Raw genomic sequence first — 23,317 nt, forward strand, 5'->3', positions numbered from 1 at the left:
GTCAGTTCGCTCCTTCGGAGGCGGGGATGGGGCGTTCGCCGGCGATGTTCAGGCCATAGCCTTCCAATGCGACGAGCGAGTGATGGGTATTGGTCAGCAGGATCATATCGTGGATGCCGAGTTCGGCCAGGATCTGGGCGCCTACTCCATAATCGCGCAGTTCCTCAAGGTCCGGGTTTTCGCCGGCGCGGAACTGATGCTTGATATCCATGACGCGCGAGATCGCACCGGTCATCTGGCGATTGATGACGACGATCACCCCGGAGCCCTCTTCGGCGATCATTTCCATCGAGCGGTGCAGCAGGGCGCCGCGGTCGCTGGAATCCTCGCCCAGCACGTCCACGAACATCGACAGCGTGTGCATCCGCACGAGCGTAGGCTTGGCGGGGTCGATACGCCCCTTGATCAGCGCCATGGTCTCTTCGCCGGTGGCCTTGTTGAAGTAGCTGCGAGCCAGCCACTGGCCGCCATAGCGGCTTTGGAACGTGATCTCGTTCTTCTTCTCGACCATGCGATCGTGCTTGCGGCGATAGGCGATGAGATCGCGGATCGTGCCGATCTTCAGGTCATGAATGCGCGCGAAACCGATGAGGTCGTCCATGCGCGCCATGGTGCCGTCATCCTTCATGATCTCGCAGATCACGCCCGAAGGATTGAGGCCGGCAAGGCGGGAGATGTCGACTGCGGCCTCGGTGTGGCCGGTGCGGACGAGCACGCCGCCGTCACGGGCACGCAGCGGGAAGACGTGGCCGGGGGTGACGATATCGGCCTTGGTCTTGGTGCCGTCGATCGCGACTGAAATGGTGCGCGCGCGGTCGCCTGCCGAAATGCCCGTGGTCACGCCTTCGCGCGCTTCGATGGAGATCGTGAATGCCGTCTCGTGACGCGTGCCGTTGTGCTGGCTCATCAGGTCTAGGCCGAGTTCCTCGACGCGCTGGCTGGTGAGCGTCAGGCAGATCAATCCGCGGCCATGGGTCGCCATGAAGTTGATCGCCTGCGGTGTCGCCATCTGCGCCGGGATCACGAGGTCACCCTCGTTTTCGCGGTCCTCGTCGTCGACCAGGATGAACATGCGGCCATTGCGCGCTTCGTCGATGATTTCCTCGATCGGCACGAGGACCGGACGGTCGTCGTTCGAAAGGAGGAAGCGTTCGAGCTTCGTCAGCGTGTCGGCGGTGGGATTCCAGTCAGGCTCGGTGCAATCACGCAGGGTATTGGCGTGAAGCCCGGCGGCGCGGGCGAGGCCGGCCCTGCTCATGCCGCCCTCGTTCACGAGCCTGCGGACCTGTTCGATCACATTACCAGCCATTGGAAATCCATTCTCACATTTCAATGTGATTTCCATATGAACCGATCACATCGAAATTCAAGACCCTTTGAACACCGGCTTGCGCTTTTCCAGGAACGCTTCGACCGCTTCGATGTGATCGTCCGTCGCATGGGCGGCGGACTGCATGGCGGCAGCCATTTCCAGCAGCGTCGCCAGATCGCTGCGACGGCCTTCCCACAGCAGGCGCTTGGTCATGCGCACCGCGTGAGGCGGATTGGCGGCGATACGCCGGGCGAGGGCGCGCGCTTCGTCCATGAGGAGATGGTCGGGCACCACTTTGGAGACCAGCCCGCAGGCGAGGGCCTCGGCAGCGTCGATCATGTCGCCGGTGAGCGCCATTTCTGCGGCTTTCGACCATCCGACCACGCGGGGAAGCAGCCAGGAACCACCATCGCCTGCGATCAAGCCGATTTTTACGAAACTTTCGGCAAAGCGCGCGCTCTCCCCGGCGATGCGAAGGTCGCACATGCAGGTGAGATCGCAGCCCGCGCCGGCCGCTGCGCCGTTGACGGCGGCGATCACCGGCACTTCCAGCTTGGAAAAGGCGAGGGGTAGGCGCTGAATTCCGCGCTTGTAGTTGAGGCGGGTGCGGATCGGCATGCCGCCGTTGACGTTGCCGCCCGGCTTCATCTCATTGATGTTGCCCCCTGAGGAAAAGCCCTTCCCGGCGCCGGTCAGGATCGCCACCCGGGCGGCCGGATCGCTGTCCAGCCTTTCGAGCGCCGCGAGCAGACCTTCGATCACTTCGGGATCCGAAATGGGATTGCGCATGTCCGGCCGGTTCAGCGTGAGCGTGACGATGCCTTCGCCGTCGATGTCGTACAGTACCGCTTCTTCCATGCGCTCTATCCTTCTCCGTCTGCGCATGCCTTAGCAGGTTGACGCATAGGGAAAAGGGGCCGGACGCCGCGACGTCCCGCCCCTTTTTCGGTAATGCCCAAATAGGTCCGCGTCAGGCGGGCTGCTTGCTCATCATCCTGGAGATGTCCACCTGACCGGTGACCAGGCCGCCCATGAACCCGCCGTCCACGGGCATGACGATGCCGTTGACGACGCCCGCCAGCTTCGAATTGACCAGCACGAGGGGACCGGCCTGTTCTTCGGGCGTGGTGTAGCGGCCCAGCGGCTCTGCGGCCGCGTCCACCACATCCTTGCCCGAGGTGGCATGGAAGGTCGCCATCATCGGCGTCTGCGTGGGCGAGGGAAGCGAGCAGTTGATGCGGATGCCCTTCTTGATGAGCTGGGCGCCCATGAACTGGGTCCAGACAATCACCGCTTCCTTCGAGAAGGCGTAACCTTCGGCCACCTGGTCGAGATTGGCGTCGCACCAGGCGAGACCCGCATCGAAGCCCTGCGTTGCCAGAAGCTGCATGTGCACGGGGATGCGGCGGCTCCAGCCGAGGCCACCGGTCGACGCGATCGAGACGATGGCCCCGCCTTCGCCCATCAGCGGCACGACTTTATCGGTAAGATGGCGGGTGCCGAGGAAATTGACCTTCATCACGTCGAGTGCGGGAAAGCCGCCGCCGCCCGGAAGGCCGGCGCAGTTGAACAAGGCGTCGACTTTGCCGCCGACGCCGTTCACCGCCGCTTCGATCGTCGCGGGATCGCGCAAGTCGATCTGGGTGAACGAGGCCATGGGAACGGCGCTTTCCTTGAAGTCGAACCCGTGCACTTCGGCGCCGAGATCCACCAGCATCCGTGCCGTCGCTTCGCCCATGCCCGAGAAGCAGCCGCTGACGATCACGCGCTTGCCCTGGTATCCGAGAACGTCTTGCCCTTGAACCTTGGTCATCTCGCTGTCCTTCCTCTCCTGCGGGCCACTGCTGCGGACGGAGTCCGGGTGACGAAGCCTTGCGCTTCTTGCCGCGCGATATCGGGCTGTAGCTAGTCCGAGAAAGGCGCCGTCATCAACTGCCTGAAGGGCTGATCGCCGGCACGATGACGCACCGGCGATGGGCCATGATGGGCGGCCGGAGGGGAAGGTGCCTCGACTAGTCGACCTGGCCGCGAACCTGCTCGGCCTTGCGGCGCTTGTGACGATCGAGTTCGGAGGCAGAAGGGACGCGGTTGTCGATTACGTCTGCCAGCACAGCCCCGCGCTCGCCGGCGGGCAGGGAGGGCCCCGTGGTGGTATCGCAGTAGGTCTGCCGCTCGATCTCGGCATTCACGAGTGCGCCAAGCAATACGCCGTAAGCGGACAGATAGAGCCACATGAGGAAGACGACGATGGCCGACAGCGAACCATACGTCGCGTTGTAGTCGCTGATATAGGCCACATAGAGGGAGAACCCGAACGAGACGGCGATCCATAGCAGAGTTGCCAGCAGCGAGCCGGGCGCCAGCCAGCGCCACTTCGCCGGGCTGCGGTCCGGACCATAGCGCATGATCAGCGCAAAGCCGCCGCTGCCCAGCGCCACGGCAGCGATCCACGTCAGCCACTTGAACAGGATGGCCGTGGCGTCGCCCAGGAAAACGCTGGTCTGGGTCTGCAGCCAGGCAAACACACCGCCCGACAGCACGCCGGTCAAGGCGATGAGCACGGCGGAAACCGTGAGGCCCACGGCCCGCAGTGTCAGCGAGACGGTGCCACGGGTCTCGCGCTCCTCATTGATGATGTTAAGCGCGCTGATCATCCCGTTGGCCGCACGCATGCCGCCGAATATCGCGAAGAAGAGCGCGATCAGCAGCGCAAACCCGGTCACCCCGCGACTGGTGGTGACGATCTGCACGAGCTGCTGCTCCAGCATGCGCGCCACTTCCGGCGGGACCACCTCGACGATGCTCTGCATCTGGGCATGCACTGTCTCCACGTTGCCGAACAGGCCGTAGATCATCACCGTCGCACCGATCAGGGGCGTCAATGCCAGGAAGCAGTAGAATGCCAGCCCGGCGGAAAGCAGGCCAAGCTCATGGAAGCCGCTCATCACGTAGACGCGCTTGAGGATCTTCCACCAGGCCCTGCCCGGAATCTGCCAGGGGGCATTTGCGTCGGTTCCGAGCGGTTTCGGCGCGGACTGTGTCGACATCTCGTCCTTGACGGTTGACGTCGATGTTCCTTCGTCAGATTTCATTGCTTACCCACTTGCGGCAGGGAACTTTCGCTGTTGCAATGCGATAGGGTATTCCACGAGGGGGCCTGTTGCCCATTCTCGACAGGGGGTGTTACATCGCGCTGCTCATGCCTTGGCTAAACGATCAAAAGCCGGCTTGTTCCCTTTCGCTGCGCGACGGTGCGGGACTTGCCACGATTTCCGTTCTTCTGGCGCTGTCGGTCGCTCCGGCACGCGCGCAGGACGAGGGGGGGCGCCCATCCGCCCAGACCACGTCGCGTACGGAGGCCCAGTCCTCTGCCGAGAAAGGGGCCTCTGCCGAGACGGCCTCGGTGCCGGACGACGATCAGGTGCAGGCCGGCAAGCTCGTCATCCCGCCTCCGCCGGCCAATGTCGCCTTGCCCGAGGTGAAGCCGGTCATCCCCGATGACGAATTCAACCAGGCGATCCCGAAGCTCGATTCGCAGGACGATCCCGAACTCGACAAGCCGCTTGAATCGATCGAAGCCTTCGAGCGTCGCATGGCGTCCGACCAGACCGATGCCAAGCCGCAGGAAGGCCAGGCCGCGCCTTTGGGTGACCCCGCGCTTTCGGATGGCGATGTCAACGAGGAAATCGGCGATGCTCCGGTCCGCGATGCGGAACTGAACGCACCGCTGCCGCCGATCGACCAGTTCGAAGTGACGCCGGTCCAATTCGCCGAGAAGAAGGACGACAACAAGGAAGTCGAGGTTGCCTACCAGACCCGGATCGACGGTCTGGACGATGCGGACGGCGATACCGAGACCGACATGCGCAGCGAATTCCGCTCGCATTCGGCGCTCAAGAAGGGCGATGGCAAGGCTGCGAACCTGGCCATGGTCAATGCGCGCCTGACCGAAGACGCCACGCTGATGCAGACGGTGCTCTCCTCCGAGGGCTGGTACTCCCCGATCGTCACCACCCGTGTCGAACGGACGCCGGACGGCACGGACGGTCCGCCGCTGGTCGCCGTGCTCAAAGTGGTGCCCGGCAAGCGCTATTCCTTCTCGGACATCGTCGTGAAGGCCGATCCCACCGTGCCCAGCGATCTCATCGCCAAGAACTTGTCGCTCAAGGTGGGCGAACCGATCGTCGCCGAGCGGGTGCAGGGCGCCGAGGCGCAAGTCGCACTGGCCTTGCCTGAGAACGGCTATGCCTTCGCCAAAGTGGGCGATCGCGACATCCTGCTCGACCAGGATACCGCCGAGGGTGTCTATACCCTGCCGGTGGATGTCGGGCCGCGGGGCCGCTTCGGCGGTTTCACGACGGCCGGAAAGCAGGCTTTCGATGCCCAGCACATTGGCGTGCTCGCCCGCTTCAAGCGCGGCGAACTTTACGACAGCCGCAAGGTGGACGACTTGCGCAAGGCCCTGGTGGCGACGAGCCTGTTCTCGACCGTCTCGGTGGAGCCGCGCAAGACCGGCGACGCCGCGCCTGACGATACTGAATATGTCACGCTCCACGTCCAGCAGACGGCCGGGCCGCCGCGCACGATTGCAGGCTCGGTAGGCTATGCCACGGGCGAGGGCGTCACTGCCCAGGCGACCTGGACTCACCGCAACATGTTCCCCCCGGAAGGCGCGCTGATCGGCAAGGTCATCGCCGGTACGCGGCAGCAGGGCGCCGGCGTCACCTTCCGCCGTTCCAACGCGGGCAAGCGCGACCGGACCTTCGAACTCGTGGCCGAGGCGTTTCATAACGATTACGACGCCTACAGCGCCTACACCGGCCGCATTGCCGCCCGTGTCGCGCGGGATTCGACGCCGATCTGGCAAAAGAAGTATACTTATGCCTTCGGTGTCGAGTTCCTGGCCACGGCGGAAACCGACTACAACCCCGCCACGGGCGACCGCGACCGCAAGCTGTATTATGTGGCGGGCGTCAATGGCCAGATCGGCCTCGATCAGACCGACAGCCTGCTCGATCCGACCAAGGGCTATCGCCTGACCACGCTGATCCAGCCCGAAGCCACCGTTCGCAACGGCTTCGATCCTTACGTTCGCGCGCGTGTCGATGCTTCGGCCTATTATCCGGTGATGGACAGCCTCGTGCTGGCCGGGCGCGTACGCTTCGGCACCATCCAAGGGGCCGGCCTGTTCGACATCGCGCCGTCCCGCCGTCTTTATGCGGGCGGCGGTGGTTCGGTGCGCGGCTATGCCTATCAGGCGCTGGGCGAACAGGCGCCGGACGGTACGGCCGTGGGCGGCCGCAGCCTTAACGAAGGCTCGGTCGAGGCGCGCTATCGCTTCGGCAATTACGGCGTCGTCGCATTCGTGGACGCCGGCCAGGCCTATCGCGAGACGATGCCGCAATTCAACAACTTGCGCTACGGCGTGGGCATCGGCGGACGCTTCTACACCAATTTCGGTCCGGTGCGTCTCGACGTCGCCACGCCGATCAACCGCCAGCCCGGTGAGTCTCGCTTCAATCTCTATGTTTCGATCGGACAGGCATTCTGATGTCGGACAATGACACCATGATCCCGGCCGACGAACCGGAAAACACGGCAGAGACCGGCACGCCAGAGGCTTCTCCCAGGCCTTCGCTATGGCGGCGGGTGCGTATTCGCGCCCTGAAGACGGTCGTCGGCCTCGTCCTCGGCACGGTCGTGCTGGTCGCGGCCGTCATCTTCGGTATCGACACCGGCCCGGGCCACCGCTTCGTGGCCGAGCAGATCGCCGGACTGCAGTTCGAGAACGGCATGCGGATCAAGGTCGGCCGCATCGAGGGTTCGCTATACCGGCGAATGACTTTGCATGACCTTTCGGTGAGCGACCCGCAAGGCGAGTTCCTGTTCTCGCCGGAAATCGACGTCGATTGGCGGCCCTTCGCCTATCTCAGCAATCACGTCGACGTGCGCAGCGCCACCGCGCAGCGCATGGTCCTGCGCCGGGCGCCGAAATTCAAACCCACCCCGCCAAGCAACGCGCCGCTCTTGCCTGATATCGACATCGATATCGGGCAGCTGCGCATCGACCGGTTCATTGCCGAACCGCCCGTTTCCGGCAATCGCCGCATCGTCACCATCGACGGCAAGGCCCACATTTCCGACGGCCGCGCGCAAGTCACGGCGAAAGGCGGCACGATCGCCATCGAGGGCAAGCAGGGCGGAGACCGCTTCAACCTGATGCTCGACGCGGTACCGGCGAAAAACCGGTTGGCCATCGATGTCGATCTGGATGCGCCGACCGGCGGTGTCATCGCCGCGCTGGGCGGCCTCAAGCAGCCGCTTCGCCTGAAGCTGGGCGGCAAGGGCGACTGGAAAGCCTGGAACGGCAAGCTGGACGCCGATCTCGGCGGCGGCGACCTGGCCAATCTCGACCTCACCGCGCGCGGCGGCACCTTCACGATCAAGGGCCCGACCCGCGTGGCCCGGCTCGTAACCGGACCGACCGCCAGCCTGTTGGGCCCGATCACCAATCTCGACATAACCGCCGCGCTCGACCAGCGACGGGCGAAAGTGACCGGGCGCGTCTGGAGCGATGCGTTCACGCTGGCGCCGAACGGCATCGTCGATCTTTCGTCCAACAGTTTCGAAGACCTCAAGCTCGATTTCGCCCTGTTGAAGCCGGCGGCCATCGCGCCCAATCTCAGCGGTGCGGGCCTGACCGCTTCGCTGGCACTGGACGGTGCCTTCACGACGCCCAAGGTCGCCTATCGCATCAATGCCGCGCGCGTGGTGATGAACGACATGGGCCTCGAACGCCTTACCGCCAGCGGCGCGGCGCGGGTCGATGCGGACAAGATCCTCATTCCCGTCTCCGCGCGCGTGCAGCGGATCACCGGCCTCGACACCGTGGCCGGCGGGCAGCTTGCCAATGTCAGGTTGGACGGAGACCTCGCCATCGACGGCGCCCGTGTCCTTTCCGACAATATGCGGCTGCGCTCGGATCGCATCGATGCGGGTCTGATCCTCGTCGCGGATGTCAGCAAGGGCTTCTATACCGGCGCGATCGACGGAAAGATCGACAATTACCGGCTCGATAGCGTCGGCATCTTCAACATTCGCACCAATATGGACCTCAAGAGCGAGGGCAGCGGCTTCGCGCTCGATGGCACCGTGCGTGCCCGGTCCACCAAATTGCTGAACGACAGTCTGCAGACGTATCTGGGCGGCAATTTCGCGGCCTCGTCGCGGGTCCACTATGGACCGGACGGCGTCGTGCGCTTCTCCTCGCTGCAGTTGAATGCCCCTGAGTTGAAGGTCAGCGGCGGGCAGGGGAGCTGGTCGCCCAATGGCCGTATTTCCCTTGCAGCGCGCGGCAGTTCCAGTCGCTACGGCGCCATCGGCGTGCGCGTGACCGGCACCATCGCCAACCCCGACGCTCATGTCACGGCCGAGCGGCCGGGCCTCGGCATCGGTCTGGCGAACCTCGATGCCCGCATCACCGGCATTCGCGGCGGCTACCGCTTCGACATGACCGGCGATACCGATTACGGCCCGCTCAAGGCGGACGTATCGCTCGGCATGGGCTCGCAGCTGTCGGTAGACATCAACAGCGCAGATCTGTCCGGTGTCGCCTTCGCCGGCCGGATGGTCCAGACCAAGGCCGGGCCCTTCGCAGGCCAGTTGACCGCGACCGGCAACGGCATTGGCGGTGCCTTGCAGCTCGATGCCGAGGGCAAGTACCAGGCCGTCGATTTCAACTTGCGCGCCAAGGACGCGGTCTTCCCCGGACCGGCAAACCTCACGATCGGTTCGGCCATCGTCGACGGCCGCGCGGTGCTCTACGACAAGCCCAGCGTCGTCGCGGACGCACAATTGGCAGGTACTTCGTTCGGCGCCGTGGACATCGCCGCCGCGCGCGTCCTGGTCGATTACCGCGATGGACGCGGCAAGGCCAAGGGCCTGGTCGAAGGCGTGAGCGGCGTGCCGTTCCGTGTCGCCCTCAATGCCGATCTCACGCCGGAACTCTGGCGTGTGGCCTTGCAGGGGCGTGTGCGCGGGCTCCAGCTCAACACGCAGTCCCCGGCGCGGATCGTGCCCAAGGACGGCGGCTACGAGCTTCTGCCCACCACCATTGCCTTCGGATCGGGTACGGCCAAGATCGCCGGCACTTACGGCGCCGGCATGAAGATCCAGAGCCGGCTCGAAAATGTCGACGTCGCCCTCGTGAACGCCTTCGTTCCCGGCTACGGCTTGGGCGGCAAGGCCAGCGGCAGTTTCGATTTCGAGCAGGCCAGTTCCACGGCCTTCCCGCGCGCCGATGCCCGCATGAGCCTGGTGAACTTCACCCGCACCAGTTCCAGCACGGTGAGCCAGCCGGTCGACATCAATTTCGTCGGCAAGCTGCTGCCCGATGGCGGCGAGGCCCGCGCGGTGTTCCGGAAGCAGGGCAGCGTGATCGGCCGCCTGGTCGCCAGCTTGCGCCCGCTGCCTCCGGGCGAGGGCGCCTGGACCACGCGTCTGCTGCAGGCGCCACTGGGCGGCGGCATCCGCTATAACGGACCGGCCGACACGCTGTTTTCCTTCGCCGGACAGCCGGGGCAGACCCTCACCGGATCGGTCGGGCTGGCGGCGGACTTTTCCTGCCGCGTCTCGGACCCGTGCATCACCGGTCTCGTCAAGGGCAAGGACCTGACCTATGAATATCAGGCCTTCGGCACCCGCCTCACCAACATGACGCTGGACGGCAAATTCAGCGGCAACTCGTTCGAACTGACCTCGCTGAACGCCAATGCCGGCAGCGGCACGGTGAGCGCCAACGGCCGCCTCAGCCTCGCCTCGGACGCGGGCTATCCGATGGATCTCAACGTGAAGCTGAACGGCGCGCGGCTAGCCCGCAGCGATTCGCTTTCGGCCAGCGCCACCGGCACTCTCAACCTGACCAAGCGGGCAGGCGAAACGGCACTGCTGACGGGCGACTTGCGCCTGCCGGAAACGCGCTACGAGATCGTCCGCCAGGGCGCGGTCGACGTGCCGCATCTCACCGGCGTGCGCTTCAAGCCTCGCTCCGGACCGACCCGCGTCTCGGGCGACGAGCAGGCGGCGCAGATCAGCAGCGCCTTCTCCTCCGTCAGGCTGGACTTGCGTCTGCGGGCTCCGGAAAAGCTTTATGTCTCGGGAATGGGCCTGGAATCCGAATGGAGCGCCGATTTCCGCCTGAGTGGCACGAGTTCCGCGCCCAGCATGGCCGGTGAGGTCAAGCTGGTGCGAGGCACCCTGGGCTTCGCCGGCAAGTCCTTCGAACTGTCCGACGGCCTGATCTCGTTCAACGGCGGCCAGACGATCGATCCCACCGTGGCCATCACGGCCACTGAATCGATCGAGGATGTGGAAGTCACGGTCACCGTCAGCGGCCGGGCCTACAATCCGCAGATCGAGTTCAGCTCGGTTCCGGCGCTGCCGCAGGACGAAGTGCTCTCGCGCATCCTCTTCGGCAGTTCCATCGAGAACCTGTCGGCGATCCAGGCGGTGCAACTGGCATCGTCGCTCAACTCGCTGCGGGCCACCGGCGGCGGCATCAACCCGCTCGGCAAGCTGCGTTCGGCCGCAGGCATCGACCGCCTGCGCATCCTGAGCCCCGATGAGGCCAGTGGACGCGGTACTGCGCTTGCGGCAGGCCAGTATCTGACCGACGATATCTACGTCGAGCTGATTACCGACGCGCGCGGCTTCACCGCCACCCAGCTCGAGGTCAGCGTGACGAAGTGGTTGTCTGTCCTGAGCCAGGCCGGCGGTTCGGGCGTCAACAGCCTCAATATCCGCATTAAGAAGGATTACTGATGCGGCGAGGTGTGATCGCAGTGGCAGGTCTGGCGATGCTTGCTGCCTGCCACAAGGAGCCGAGCTTCGAGGAACGCTACGACGCTGCCAGCGAGAAAGTCAGCCAGCGTGCCAAGGAGATCGATGCCCAGATCTCCGCCTCGGCAACGTCGCAGGCCGGCGGTCTTCAGGCAGGCACGCAAGCGTCAGGCAATCCAGAGGCCCGCTAGAAACCGCTCGGGAGGCAACCTGCGGTTTACCTGTGGCTGCTAGGGGTCCTCACTTGGCTGCCAACAGGAGTGACAATGCAGGTAAGGGACGATTGCGGGAGGCTCAATCCGCGCCATCATGTCCTGCTTGAGGCACGTTGCCGCAAGTCCAGCTGGCACGTCTTCGGCGTGGAGCTGGCCGACATCTCAGAAGGCGGCTGCTGCATCGTGGGGAATGACGGCGATTTCGTCGTCACCCAGCGCGTCGCACTGCGCATGGCCAATCTCAAGGCGATCGAGGCGGAAGTGCGCTGGGTGCGCGATGGCCGGGTGGGCCTGGAGTTCCTGGCGCCGGTTCGCCGGCAATCCATCGAGGATCTCGCGCGGCTTTACAGCATCCCGGTAACGCGCCGGGCGGCATCGACAACCCAGGCGTGACGACAACACGCCGGTGTGTGACGCTGCTGTAGGGAATATCCGCTACAACCGGGCTATCGCTTTGAAAGGTGGGAGGAGGCGGTGGTGGACGCACTTGGGCTCGAACCAAGGACCCGCTGATTAAGAGTCAGCTGCTCTACCAACTGAGCTATGCGTCCACACGCGTTGCCGCGTAAGGTACGGAAATGGTGGACGCACTTGGGCTCGAACCAAGGACCCGCTGATTAAGAGTCAGCTGCTCTACCAACTGAGCTATGCGTCCACGCGTTTCCGCGTAAGGACAGGAATGGTGGACGCACTTGGGCTCGAACCAAGGACCCGCTGATTAAGAGTCAGCTGCTCTACCAACTGAGCTATGCGTCCACACTGCCCTGACCTGGGCTGCCTTTGCGGGAAGTCTTGGTGGACCTCCCCGGCGGCGGAGAGGCTCCTATAGCGTCTGTTTTGAGGATGGGAAGCGGAAAATTCGACTTATTTTACGAGATTGATCCGGGACGCCGATTCCACCGGTTTACAGCCATCAACGTGCCGAGGCAGATCATGTTGGTGAGCATCGAAGTGCCGCCATGGCTCATGAAGGGCAGGGGAATCCCCACCACCGGGGCCAGGCCCATGACCATCATCAGGTTGATGGCGACGTAGAAGAAGATCGTTGCCGCCATGCCGGCTGCCAGCAGGCTGGAGAACCGATCAGGCGCGCGCCTGGCGACACGCAGGCCCCACGACAGCACGACTGCAAAGACGAAGAGCACGAAGAGACCGCCGAGCATGCCCCATTCCTCGGCCATCGTCGCGAAGACGAAGTCGGTATGCGATTCGGGCAGGTATTGCAGGTGGCTTTGCGATCCGTTGCCGAATCCCTTGCCGAAGAACCCGCCGGATCCGATCGCGATCTTGGACTGGGTGATGTGATAGCCCGTTCCCAGCGGATCGCTCTCGGGGTCGAGGAACACCAGTACCCGGTTGCGCTGATAGTCGTGCAGCAGGGTGAAGAAGGCGATCGGCGCGGCGATGGCGCCGGTCATGCCCGCGCCGATGAACCAGGACAGCGGCAGGCCGGCCAGGAACATCGTCACCGCGCCGCCGAAGCAGATCGCCAGCGCCGTGCCGAGATCGGGTTGGATCATCACGAAGAGCGCGGGAATGCCGATCAAGACGCCTGCCGGTACGAGACCGCGCCAACTGGCGGTCATGGCATGGGGCAAAGTCTCGTAGAAGCGCGCCAGGACGAGGACGATGGCCGGCTTCATCAGTTCGGACGGCTGAAGCGTCATGAACCCCAGGTTGAGCCAACGCTGGCTACCGCCACCAACGGCGCCGATGGCCTCGACAAGCACGAGCAGCACGACGATTGCGCCGTAGACCGGATAGGCCGCCATGCGGAAGAAATCGCGGCTGAACCGGGAGATGACGATCGCCATGCCCAGGAAGATCACGAATCGCATGACATGGCTGAGCGCATAAGGCTGCAGGCTGCCGCCCGCCGCCGAATAGAGAACTGCCGCCCCCAGCGAGACCAGCCCGGCCAGGGGGATCAGCATGTGCCACGGCTGCCGGGCGATGGCGTCGGGAACGATCGATCGCGTGATCATTGCGGATTCCCTCCGGAATTGCCCGGGGCAGGGGTTGGCGAAGGCGTGGCCGCAGGCGCCGGGGCCGCGGGCTGATCGGCCGCATCGGGCTCAGGCGCCGGAGAAGCGGCATCGCGCACGATCGGCTGTGCCGGATCCTGCGGAGCGTCATCGCCCTGGAGCTTGCGGTTTTCCTCCTCGGCCGAAACGGCGGGAGCACCGACGCCATATTGCGCGGAGTAAGTGCGATAGCGCGCCTCGAGCCGCTCCTTGGGCGTGCCGCCCCACTTCTTCTCCAGCTCGGTCAGGACATCCATGCCCTTCTGCTTGTCGAAGATGTACGTCAGAACGTCGCGGGCGATGGGATAGGCCGAGGGCGAGCCGCCGCCGTGCTCGCAAACAACCGAGCAGGCGTAACGTGGGTTCTCCGTCGGCGCGAAACAAATGAAGTGGCCGTGATCGCGATGCTTCCAGAGGCCGCCCTTGCCGTTACCGATATTCAGGCCAACGACCTGGGCGGTACCCGTTTTACCGGCGAGCTTGATGTCAGGAAAAGGCAACGCTGCGTGACGCGCCGATCCCGGACCATTGGCAACATCCGACATCGCTTGATGGATATAGGCCAAGTGATCGGCGGGAATGCCCAAGGAAGGCGCGACTTCCTGCTCATGCCCATGAACCAGGCGCGGCATGATGATCCTGCCGCTGGCCAGACGGGAAGCCTGAACGGCCTGTTGCAGCGGATTGACCAGGAAGTAGCCCTGACCGATCGTGGCGTTGACCGTATCGAAGGTCTGCCATTCCTTGCCGTATTTCTTCAGCTTCCAGGCCGGGTTCGGCACGGTGCCGTAGGACTGGCCAGAGACCGGCAGCGGGAAGTCATGGCCAAGGCCAAGCCGGCCGGCCATCGCCGCGATCGGATCCATGCCGATTCGCTGGGCGAAGTGATAGAAGTAGACGTCGCAGCTCTGGTAGATGCCCTTGGCCATGTTGACCTGGCCGTGACCGCGGTGGTTCCAGCAGTGGAACACGCGGTTGCCCACGCGCAGACCGCCGCCGCAGAACACCGATTCGTTAGGGTCCAGCCCGGCTTCCATGAAGGACAGCGCAACCATCGGTTTGACGGTCGAGCCCGGCGGATAGAGCCCGCGCAGCACTTTGTTGCGCAGCGGCACATGGTCGTCGTCCGACAGCATCTTCCATTCGAGACGGCCGATACCATCGGAAAAGCTGTTGGGGTCGAAGCTGGGCATCGAGCACATCGCGAGGATGTCGCCGGTCTGGCAGTCCATCACCACGACGGCCGCCGATTCGGGGCCGATTCGCCGGGAGGCGTAGTCCTGAATGTCGGCGTCGATGGTGAGCTTCAGCGTCTTGCCGGGAACGTCCTCGCGCGTGTCGAGATCGCGCACGATCCGGCCCGAAGCGGTGACTTCGACGCGGCGGGCGCCGGGTTTGCCGCGCAAGTCCTTCTCGTAGAACTTCTCGAGCGCGTCCTTGCCCACTTTGTAGCCCGGCGTGATCAGAACCGGGTCACGGTCCTTTTCATATTCTTCCGCCGAGGCGGGGCCGACATAGCCGATCAGGTGCCCAACCGAAGGGCCCTGCGGGTAGAAACGCGAGAAACCGCGCTGGGTGACGACGCCCGGAAGGTCGGGCAAGCGCACGCTGACAGCGGCGAACGTATCCCAGTCGAGACCGCTGGCGACTTCGACCGGCGCGAATCGCCGGGCGCGTTCCAGCTTGTCCTCCAGGTCCTGCATCGCGATCGGCGTCAGGTTGAGCAGTTTGCCCAGGGTCTGGATCGTGTGCGGCGCGTCCTGAACGCGTTCCGGAATGAGGTCGACACGGAAGTCCGCACGGTTCGAGGCCAGCGGCGTGCCGTGGCGATCGAGAATCCAGCCGCGGCGAGGCGGTATCAGCGAGAGGTTGACGCGGTTACTCTCGGCCTGAAGCTCGTATTTCGCGTTCTGGGCGATCGCCAGATAGCCTAGGCGAGCCGCCAGCAGCACACCAACGCCGCCCTGGATCGATCCCAGAACGATGCTGCGCCGGTCGAAACTGTTTCGAAGCGTGCCCGCGCTGACGTGGCGTTGCGGAAAGAAGCGCTTGAAGCTGATCTTCATCGCAGGAGCACGATCGGCGCGAGCCGGATCCGATCGAACATGGCAACGACTCGACCGACGAGCGGATAGGAAAGCACGGAGATAACGACCTGCGGCACGATGACACGAATGGGAGACGACGCGCCCGCGATGTTCGCGAAGGCGAGGCAGAGGAATATATAGGCGACGATCAGGCCCATGGCCATGAGCCATTCGGTCACGAAATTGCGCCAGGGAAGGCGCAGTTCCACGATCTCGAGAACGATCGCGGTGACCGACCAGAGCAGGACCGCGCAGCCGAAGGGCTGGCCGGAGAACAGATCGTCGAACAGGCCCAGCGGCAGGCCGGCCCAGATCGGCAGAAGGCCGGGGCGCAATTGCCGCCAGCCGAGGTAGATCAGGAAGCCGAGCGGCGGCATGACCGGCGCCGAGGCGATCAGGAACCAGCCCGGCACCACCGAACCCAGCATGATCGTCAGCCAGGGGAATCCCCTGGCGAGAATCCGCGAAGGCGCATGGTTGATGCGCTGCCGGGAGGTGGAGCGGGAGGCGCTGCGCTGGAACATCAGCGTTTCTTGACCGTACCGTCGTTTGCCGGGGGAGGGGGCGCGGGGGGCGCCCAGCTCTTTTCGACCATCACGTAATCGGTGTCCGAGGGATTGCTCAAGACGCGGGCGATGGCGCCGTCGCGGATCAGGTCGGTCACGATCGCCATGGGTGTGCCGGGGCGGTAAAGGCCGCCCGAGCCCGAGGTTACAAGCACATCGCCCTTCTTGAGCGGGTTGATGCCCAGGTTGATGAGGCGGATGCGCAAGGTGCCGTCGCCGTTGCCTTGCGCGAAGGCGGGTACGCCGTCGGCCGCGCGGCGGACCGGTACAACGCTTTCACTGTCGGTAACCAACAGGACTCGCGCGCTCGACGAGCCGACTTCCAGCACGCGGCCGACGAGGCCCATCTGCGAGCGCACCGGCATGCCGGAGGTTACATTGCGGTCGCGCCCCGCGCCGAGCGTGGCGTAGCGGCGCGAACTGGCGCTGGTGGAGGCCGTCAGCCGGGCATAAGTGACCGCGCCGCCATCCTGCTCGGACAGCGCCATCAGGTCCTTCAGCCGCTTGTTCTCCGCCATCGCCGCCTTTGCTTCCACAAGGCGCACTTTGGCTTCACCAAGTTCACGCTCGATGCGCGCGTGTTCGCTTCCGGAATGGAAGAATCCGGAGAGGTTGGCCCAGGCATCGCGTCCGAGATCGCGTCCACCGGCGGAGACTTGCGCGGCCGGTTCGGTCGCGTCGTCCGCCAATCCGCGGAGGGTGGAGAAGAATTCCGGATTGACGAGCGAGATCACGACGAGCGCCAGTCCGACCACGGCGCCAAGCACGCCTGCGGTGTAACTGAGGAACGTGGTGTATTGCGCCCGACGCGAATAGCTGGAGCGCCTGTTTACGGGCGGCGCCATGCGCCATGCACTCCTTCGTAGGGGCGGCGCCGTCCTTGGACTGCCGCGCGGCCGTCAATAATGCCGACGACGAGGCCGCCGGGAATCGGACGGAGCGGCGGTGCCATGGGCACCGGCCGCTCCGCGCGAAATTCAGGCGGACATCAGCACGCCGCGATAGACCGGATCTTCCATCGCGCGGCCGGTGCCGAGCGCGACGCAGGAAAGCGGGTCTTCAGCGACGCTGACCGGAAGGCCGGTTTCCTCGCGCAAGTAATCGTCCAGGCCCTGGATCAGAGCGCCGCCGCCGGTGAGCACGATGCCCTGGTCGACGATATCGGCCGCCAGTTCGGGCGCGGTATTCTCAAGCGCTATGCGAACGCCCTCGACGATGGCGCCGATCGGTTCTGCCAGCGCTTCGGCAACGTTCGCCTGGGAGATGGTGATCTCCTTCGGCACGCCGTTCACGAGGTCGCGGCCCTTGATGTGGATCGTTTCGCCGATGCCGTCTGCGGGCATGACGGCGATGCCGTAGTCCTTCTTGATGCGCTCTGCCGTGGCATCTCCAATCAGGAGATTGTGATGGCGACGCACGTAGGAAACGATCGATTCGTCCATCTTGTCACCGCCGACGCGCACCGAAGTGGTGTAGGCAAGACCGCGCAGCGAGAGCACGGCGACTTCGGTGGTGCCACCGCCGATGTCGACGACCATCGAGCCAACCGGCTCGGTGACGGGCATGTCGGCGCCGATTGCGGCGGCCATCGGTTCGAGGATCAGGTAGACCTGGCTGGCGCCGGCGTTCGAAGCAGCATCGCGAATCGCGCGGCGTTCCACCGAAGTCGAGCCCGAGGGCACGCAGATCACGATTTCCGGATAGCGGAACAGGTTCTTCTTGCCGTGCACCTTGCGGATGAAGTGCTTGATCATCTCTTCCGCGATCTCGATGTCGGCGATGACGCCGTCGCGAAGCGGGCGAATGGCTTCGATGTTGTCGGGCGTCTTGCCCATCATCATCTTGGCGTCGTCACCGACGGCCTTGACCTTCTTCACGCCGTTGAGCGTCTCGATGGCCACCACCGAGGGCTCGTTCAGCACGATTCCGCGGTCCTGAACGTAGACGAGCGTGTTGGCGGTCCCAAGGTCGATCGCCATGTTCTGTGAGCCGAGTTTGAAGAATCGCGAGAAGGGCGAGGCCATCAGTAATCCGTTGTCTTTCCCGGCGCTTGTCACAGGGAATCCCCATGGAGCGAAGGGCAGGTTGGCATGGAAGGGGACCCCTTAGCCCATCGATTCGCGAAACGCCAAAAATTTGTGTCGATTTCATGGGGGAATCGTCAGAAGCCCGTCTCGAATTCCATGCGGTTCACCGCTAGTGTTTGGATCGCTTCGAGATCGCGGTGCCATGGACGCCCCGCGTCCGGGCCGGCCCATCGGTGGCCCGGGCTCGTACCTGGATGACGCGGAGCCCAAGGCCTGAGCAAGGCCGCTTGCGAAAGAGTGCCCGATGCCCACGATCCGCCGTCTTCCCGAACATCTCGTCAACCGCATCGCGGCCGGCGAAGTGGTGGAAAGGCCCGCTTCCGCGCTGAAGGAGCTGGTGGAGAACGCGATCGACGCCGGCTCCACCCAGATCACCGTGCGCTTGTCCGCCGGCGGCCTGGACCTCATCGAAGTGACCGACGACGGCTGCGGCATGGTGCCGGACCAGATCGCCCTGGCGCTGGAACGCCACGCCACTTCCAAGCTGCCGGACGAGCATATCGAGCTGGTGGCGACGCTGGGCTTTCGCGGAGAGGCGCTGCCGTCGATCGGATCCGTCGCGCGGCTGACCATAGAAAGCCGCCCGCACGAATCGGAAGAGGGCTGGAAGCGCGTCGTCGATCACGGGATCGTGACGGTGGACAGCCCCGCCGCGCTGCCGCCGGGAACGCGGATACGGGTGGAGGATCTCTTCGGCAAAGTCCCGGCGCGGCGCAAGTTCCTGCGTTCGGCGCGCTCGGAATATGCGGCTTGCCAGGATGTGGTGCGCCGTCTGGCCATGGCCCGGCCGGACATCGGCTTCGTCCTGGAGCATGACGGCCGCCGGGCGATTGCCGTGCAGCCGCGCGAAGAGCTGGCTTCTCGCGTGGCCCGGCTCGTGGCACGCGAACTGGCGGACGACGGCGTGCTGATCGATGCCGAACGCGGGTCGGCTCGGCTCACCGGCGTCGCCGGTCTTCCCACCTACAATCGCGGTGTCGCCGATCATCAATACCTGTTCGTCAATGGCCGGCCAGTGAAGGATCGCCTGCTGGTGGGAGCCGTGCGCGGCGCCTATTCCGACATGCTGGCGCGGGATCGCCATGCCGTGCTGGCGCTGTTCCTCGACATTCCGCCAGAGGAAGTGGACGTCAACGTCCATCCGGCCAAGACGGAAGTGCGGTTTCGCGATCCTGCGTTCATCCGCGGTTTTCTGGTCGGCGCCTTGCGCCATGCTCTCGAATCGTCCGGTCAGCGGAGCGCGCAACCGGCCTCCGCGGCGGCCATGGGCATGTGGCAGGTGGAGCCGGTTGCCGCTCCTGCACCTTCGCTCGGTTCGCTGTTTGCCCGGGAGTACGCTCCCTCTTCCTCGTCGTCGCCCTCCCGTTCGGAGTTTCGACCGGCAGCGGACCGGGTTTCCGAAACCGGGGCCGCATGGCGCTCTTACGAGGAGCAGGTCATGGCGCAGCCTTCCGGGCGCGCCGAGCCTGCGTACGAGGCTGCCGATGAGGCTTTGAAGTATCCGCTCGGCGTGGCCCGCGGCCAGGTCGCGGAGACTTACATCGTGGCGGAGGCGGCCGATGGCCTGGTCATCGTCGATCAGCATGCCGCGCATGAGCGGCTCGTGCTGGAGCGGCTCAAGGCGGCCGGCGCGGAAGATGCGATGTCTCGCTCCCAGGCGCTGCTGCTTCCCGAAGTCGTAGAGCTGGAAGAGGCCGCCTGCGATGCGCTGGAAGAAAAGATCGCCGACCTGGCGCAATTCGGCCTCGCGCTCGAAAGGTTCGGTCCGGGTGCCATGCTGGTGCGCGCGGTGCCGTCCGTCCTGGGCAAATCCGATGTCCACGCGCTCGTGCGCGATGTGGCCGACGATCTTGCGAAAAACGGAGACGCCCTGCTTCTGGGTGAGAAGCTGGAACTGGTGCTGGCGACAATGGCCTGCCACGGCTCGGTCCGGGCCGGTCGCTCGCTCTCGGTCGCGGAAATGAATGCCCTGCTGCGGGAAATGGAGCGCACGCCGCGCTCGGGCCAATGCAACCATGGACGCCCGACGTGGGTTAAACTGGCTCATCAGGATATCGAAAAACTGTTCGGGCGAAAATGATGCGAAAACCGATCCTTGCGCTGGCTCCTTTCGTTCTGCTCTCAGCTTGCGGACAGGAAGATCCGCAGCGCGAGGCGGTAGAGAACGCGCACGACGTGGCCATGGTCGAGCGGATGAGCAAGGAGCCGTTCAAGCCGATCATTCCCCATGCCATCACCGAGATCGACGTCGCGCGTTATGGGCTGGACAAGCCGGGATGCTCCTTCCGCAAGCCGGGCGAAAAGGACCCGATCTTCATCGCCAATGCCGACGAGGGATTCCTGCGCGTCGCCGGGGACCTCAAGCGCTATGCCGCCAAAGTGGAAAGCGCGCAGTTGCCGGGCAACGCGCGCTCCACTTATGTCGGGCTGGCCAGTTGGGTCGATCTGGTGAGCCTGCCCGACAAGAGCGGCGGCTCGGATACCACCCATTGGCCGGCGAAGCTGATCCTGCACGATGCCCAGGAACGGGTCGCCTTCATGTCGGAAGGCGTGGTTACTTGCCACCGCTGACGGGAGCTTGGTCTCTGCCCGGCTTCGCCAGAGTGCCGCGGAATGGCGCGTCGTTGCCGTCGCCGTCGGCTGCCGGGGGCAGCTTCAGGAGGTCGCGCAGGAGCGGCGCGATGTCGACATTGTCGAACGGGGCCAACTTGCCCTTCGGCCTGAAGGCCGGTCCGGCGGCGATGAAGAGCGCGGCCATCTCGGGCGCGGCATTGTCATAGCCATGGGTTCCGCCGGTCGACGCCTTTTCCGGCGGCTTGGCTGCGATCTGCCAGCCGATCTCCGCCAGGCAGAAATACGGCGCGATGCGGGGGTTGCTGCCGTAATGGAAGCGCGCCGGGATGTCCTGCTTGCGCCAGCATGACATGTGTTCGTGGGGCTTCAGCAGCGCGGCGGCCAGCTTCCGTTCGTTGCCTTCGGTCGATGTGATGCCCGCGAAAGGGCCGGTATCGCCCAGCTTGTAGAGCGAAGGGTCGGCAACCGAATCGAGGGCGATCGTCCGTTCGCTGGAAATGGCAGCCATGCCGTGATCGGCCACGACGATCAGGTTGGCGGGCTGCCCAAGCTCCCGAAGCCCCGCAAGAAGGAGGCCGATATCGCCGTCGACATCGGCGATGGCCGCGTCGGTCTGGCTGTCGCCGGGTCCGTAGCGATGGCCTGCCGTATCGACCTGGTCGAAGTAGAGGGTCACCAGCTTCGGGCGTTTCGCTGCCGGGCGGCGCAACCAGTCGATCACGGAATCGACGCGCTGGACCGGCGATACCGCGCCGTTGAATTGCTGCCAGTCGCTCGGCCGGGTTCCGCCGCTGATCGTCTTGTGCGGCTCGGTCACCAAAGTGCCGCCCCAGGCGACGTTCGATCCCGGCCAGAACATCGTTGCGGTTCGGATGCCGGACTTCTCGGCCGTCACCCAGATCGGTTCCGCCTCATCCCACCAGTACGGTTCGTCGCTCGACATCGTGAACTTCTCGCCGGGATGAGCGGGATCCTCGAAGCCGTTGGCGATGATGCCGTTGCGGTCGGGCACTTTTCCCGTGGCGATGGCCCAGTGATTGGGGAAGGTCTTGCTTGGGAACGAGGGGCGCATGGCCGCGCTGATGCCGCTGGCCGCCAGCGCCGAGAGGTGCGGCGTAATCCCGCGGTCGAGATAATCGGCCCTGAAACCGTCGATCGAGATGAGGATCACCACCGGCTCACGGACTTCCGCGGCGGGTTTGTCGGCAGGCCAAGTGCTGGCAGGCCGGGTGCTGGCAGGTCGGGTGAGGGCAGGATCGGCGAGAACGGGGCCGGCCAGCAGGGCCAGCGCACCGAACAGGGGGACGAGTCTTTTCATGACGGCGCCACTAGCGCCGGGACCATGACAGGTCGATGTCGGCTCACGCCATCCCAGCCAGCATCCACAACGCCATGGCCACCATGAACAGGTTCTCCGTGAGCGAGACGAAGCCCAGCGGCACGGCACCCGAGCCGCCGACGCAGGCGCACTTCAACGCACGCTTCTGAATATAGACCGCGTAGAAAACCGATGCGGCGCCGATGCCGCCGATCACGAGGCCGATCGGGATCGAGAGCCAGGGCAGGGCATGCGCCGTCATCAGCGCGCCTGCGGTCCATTCCAGCACGGGATAGGCGTAAGCGTAAGGCACGAAGCGCTTGGCCAACAGGTCATAACCCAGGAACATCGTCGAAAACTGCTCGACATCCTGAAGCTTGAGCATCGCCAGCAGCATCATCGTCATCGAAACGAACCATTCGGCGCCGCGCATGGTGAAAGGCGTGCCGAACGAAGCCCAACTCGCCGCCAGGGCGAGGCCGAGGCCAGTGGCGAAAACGGCCAGCACGGGGCGGTAGCTCTTCGCTTTCGGATCGTGAACCTTCAGGCCGAAATGGGCGCGCAAATCGGTGTAGCCGCCGATCCGGGCGCCCCCGATGAAGGTCTGCGGCGTGGTGGCAACACCGTGCCGCGCCTTGAAGGCATCGACCTGCTCGCGCGTGGTCAGCCAGTGATCCTCGACCTCATAGCCGAGCTTCTCCAGCAGGTATTTCGATTTGAGACCCCAGGGACAAGTGTGCTTGTCCATGACCATGCGGTAGAGCGCGGCGCTCTTGTCTGACTGGCGGGATGCGGGGCTTTCGAGGGTCTGGTCTTGCGTCATGCCGAGGCTTATACCTTCCGTACCATGGTACGGAGTCAAGCATGGCATTGACGATTTCGGAACTGGCCCGTTCGAGCGGCGTCGGCGTGGAGACGGTTCGTTTCTACCAGCGCAAGGGCCTGCTCTTCGACCCGCGCCCGGCTGCGACCGGAGGCGCCAGGGGGCAGCGACATTATGGTGAGCCAGATGTGAAGCGCCTGCGCTTCATTCGTTCGGCCAAGGCGGCCGGCTTCATTCTCGATGAGATCGCCGAGCTGATCAGCCTCGACCATACCGGAGACCGGCCGCGCGCGCGGAAAATGGCGGAAATGCGATTGGCGGAACTGGATCGGGAGATCGCGCAACTGGAAGCCGCGCGGCAGTCGTTGCGGCGATTGGCCCGCGAATGCGCCGGCTCGGACGATGGCCCTTGCCCGATCCTCGAAGCGTTCGAGGAACCGGCGTCTTCCCGGACCTGAACCGGGAGAGCAGGAA

At 64.7% G+C, this 23,317-nt stretch carries 18 protein-coding genes and 3 tRNA genes; 7 read left to right on the forward strand and 14 right to left on the reverse strand.

The features are described from left to right. Position 1: 1 nt before the first annotated feature. From ribB to AC1VV3_RS02040, 4 genes are all read right to left on the reverse strand, one after another. Positions 2-1,309 carry a 3,4-dihydroxy-2-butanone-4-phosphate synthase gene (gene ribB, locus AC1VV3_RS02025; RefSeq protein WP_132262630.1) on the reverse strand — a complete coding sequence of 436 codons (1,308 nt, stop codon included), beginning with the start codon at positions 1,307-1,309 and terminating at the stop codon, positions 2-4. Positions 1,310-1,366: 57 nt separating this feature from the next. Continuing rightward, a complete protein-coding gene (locus AC1VV3_RS02030) occupies positions 1,367-2,170 on the reverse strand; it encodes a crotonase/enoyl-CoA hydratase family protein (RefSeq protein WP_132262632.1) in 804 nt (267 codons plus the stop codon). A 112-nt stretch (positions 2,171-2,282) separates the two neighbouring features. After that, positions 2,283-3,125 carry a coniferyl-alcohol dehydrogenase gene (locus AC1VV3_RS02035; RefSeq protein WP_132262634.1) on the reverse strand — a complete coding sequence of 281 codons (843 nt, stop codon included), beginning with the start codon at positions 3,123-3,125 and terminating at the stop codon, positions 2,283-2,285. Between the two features lie 199 nt (positions 3,126-3,324). Continuing rightward, positions 3,325-4,404 carry a YihY/virulence factor BrkB family protein gene (locus AC1VV3_RS02040; protein WP_431566622.1) on the reverse strand — a complete coding sequence of 360 codons (1,080 nt, stop codon included), beginning with the start codon at positions 4,402-4,404 and terminating at the stop codon, positions 3,325-3,327. Between the two features lie 107 nt (positions 4,405-4,511). Between AC1VV3_RS02040 and AC1VV3_RS02045 the strand changes: the two genes are divergently transcribed. From AC1VV3_RS02045 to AC1VV3_RS02060, 4 genes are all read left to right on the forward strand, one after another. Further along, positions 4,512-6,863, forward strand: coding sequence for an autotransporter assembly complex protein TamA (locus AC1VV3_RS02045; RefSeq protein ID WP_431566623.1), 2,352 nt, complete (start codon positions 4,512-4,514; stop codon positions 6,861-6,863). Then, on the forward strand, positions 6,863-11,131 hold the full coding sequence (locus AC1VV3_RS02050; RefSeq protein WP_465128087.1) for a translocation/assembly module TamB domain-containing protein: 4,269 nt from the start codon (positions 6,863-6,865) through the stop codon (positions 11,129-11,131). The genes AC1VV3_RS02045 and AC1VV3_RS02050 overlap by 1 nt, the downstream gene beginning before the upstream one ends. Then, entirely contained in the window at positions 11,131-11,340 is a 210-nt protein-coding gene (locus tag AC1VV3_RS02055; RefSeq protein ID WP_314468913.1) for a hypothetical protein, read from the forward strand. The genes AC1VV3_RS02050 and AC1VV3_RS02055 overlap by 1 nt, the downstream gene beginning before the upstream one ends. 75 nt (positions 11,341-11,415) lie before the next feature. After that, positions 11,416-11,757 (forward strand): PilZ domain-containing protein, encoded by a 342-nt coding sequence (locus tag AC1VV3_RS02060; protein ID WP_431566625.1) that lies wholly within the window; start codon positions 11,416-11,418, stop codon positions 11,755-11,757. Positions 11,758-11,839: 82 nt separating this feature from the next. Here the strand turns inward: AC1VV3_RS02060 and AC1VV3_RS02065 are convergent. The 8 genes from AC1VV3_RS02065 to AC1VV3_RS02100 form a co-directional block, all read right to left on the reverse strand. Next, positions 11,840-11,915: transfer RNA gene (locus AC1VV3_RS02065), tRNA-Lys, on the reverse strand. 28 nt (positions 11,916-11,943) lie between these two features. Beyond that, positions 11,944-12,019: transfer RNA gene (locus AC1VV3_RS02070), tRNA-Lys, on the reverse strand. A gap of 25 nt (positions 12,020-12,044) precedes the next feature. Continuing rightward, positions 12,045-12,120: transfer RNA gene (locus AC1VV3_RS02075), tRNA-Lys, on the reverse strand. Between the two features lie 113 nt (positions 12,121-12,233). Next, complete coding sequence (gene rodA, locus AC1VV3_RS02080; RefSeq protein ID WP_132264083.1) at positions 12,234-13,346, reverse strand: rod shape-determining protein RodA; 1,113 nt, start codon at positions 13,344-13,346, stop codon at positions 12,234-12,236. Further along, positions 13,346-15,454, reverse strand: a complete 2,109-nt coding sequence (gene mrdA / locus AC1VV3_RS02085) for a penicillin-binding protein 2 (RefSeq protein WP_431566626.1) — start codon at positions 15,452-15,454, stop codon at positions 13,346-13,348. Before mrdA ends, rodA begins: the two co-directional genes overlap by 1 nt. Then, positions 15,451-15,999 carry a rod shape-determining protein MreD gene (locus AC1VV3_RS02090; RefSeq protein WP_132262646.1) on the reverse strand — a complete coding sequence of 183 codons (549 nt, stop codon included), beginning with the start codon at positions 15,997-15,999 and terminating at the stop codon, positions 15,451-15,453. Before AC1VV3_RS02090 ends, mrdA begins: the two co-directional genes overlap by 4 nt. Further along, positions 15,999-16,886, reverse strand: a complete 888-nt coding sequence (locus tag AC1VV3_RS02095; RefSeq protein ID WP_431566627.1) for a rod shape-determining protein MreC — start codon at positions 16,884-16,886, stop codon at positions 15,999-16,001. Before AC1VV3_RS02095 ends, AC1VV3_RS02090 begins: the two co-directional genes overlap by 1 nt. A gap of 132 nt (positions 16,887-17,018) precedes the next feature. Continuing rightward, positions 17,019-18,065 carry a rod shape-determining protein gene (locus AC1VV3_RS02100; RefSeq protein WP_132262650.1) on the reverse strand — a complete coding sequence of 349 codons (1,047 nt, stop codon included), beginning with the start codon at positions 18,063-18,065 and terminating at the stop codon, positions 17,019-17,021. Between the two features lie 307 nt (positions 18,066-18,372). Between AC1VV3_RS02100 and mutL the strand changes: the two genes are divergently transcribed. Together mutL and AC1VV3_RS02110 are read left to right on the forward strand one after the other, a co-directional pair. Then, positions 18,373-20,208 (forward strand): DNA mismatch repair endonuclease MutL, encoded by a 1,836-nt coding sequence (gene mutL / locus AC1VV3_RS02105; protein WP_431566628.1) that lies wholly within the window; start codon positions 18,373-18,375, stop codon positions 20,206-20,208. Beyond that, on the forward strand, positions 20,208-20,699 hold the full coding sequence (locus AC1VV3_RS02110) for a hypothetical protein (protein ID WP_243840826.1): 492 nt from the start codon (positions 20,208-20,210) through the stop codon (positions 20,697-20,699). The genes mutL and AC1VV3_RS02110 overlap by 1 nt, the downstream gene beginning before the upstream one ends. Here AC1VV3_RS02110 and AC1VV3_RS02115 read toward each other — a convergent pair. Next, on the reverse strand, positions 20,683-22,020 hold the full coding sequence (locus tag AC1VV3_RS02115) for an alkaline phosphatase family protein (RefSeq protein WP_431566629.1): 1,338 nt from the start codon (positions 22,018-22,020) through the stop codon (positions 20,683-20,685). The genes AC1VV3_RS02110 and AC1VV3_RS02115 overlap by 17 nt on opposite strands. A gap of 43 nt (positions 22,021-22,063) precedes the next feature. Then, positions 22,064-22,843: a glutaredoxin family protein gene (locus tag AC1VV3_RS02120; protein ID WP_243840827.1), complete on the reverse strand. Its 780-nt coding sequence runs from the start codon at positions 22,841-22,843 to the stop codon at positions 22,064-22,066. Positions 22,844-22,884: 41 nt separating this feature from the next. Here AC1VV3_RS02120 and AC1VV3_RS02125 point away from each other — a divergent pair, with 41 nt between their 5' ends. Then, positions 22,885-23,301, forward strand: coding sequence for a MerR family transcriptional regulator (locus AC1VV3_RS02125; RefSeq protein WP_431566630.1), 417 nt, complete (start codon positions 22,885-22,887; stop codon positions 23,299-23,301). The last annotated feature ends 16 nt before the right edge of the window (positions 23,302-23,317 follow it).

Source organism: Novosphingobium sp. BL-S-34 (assembly GCF_056857015.1).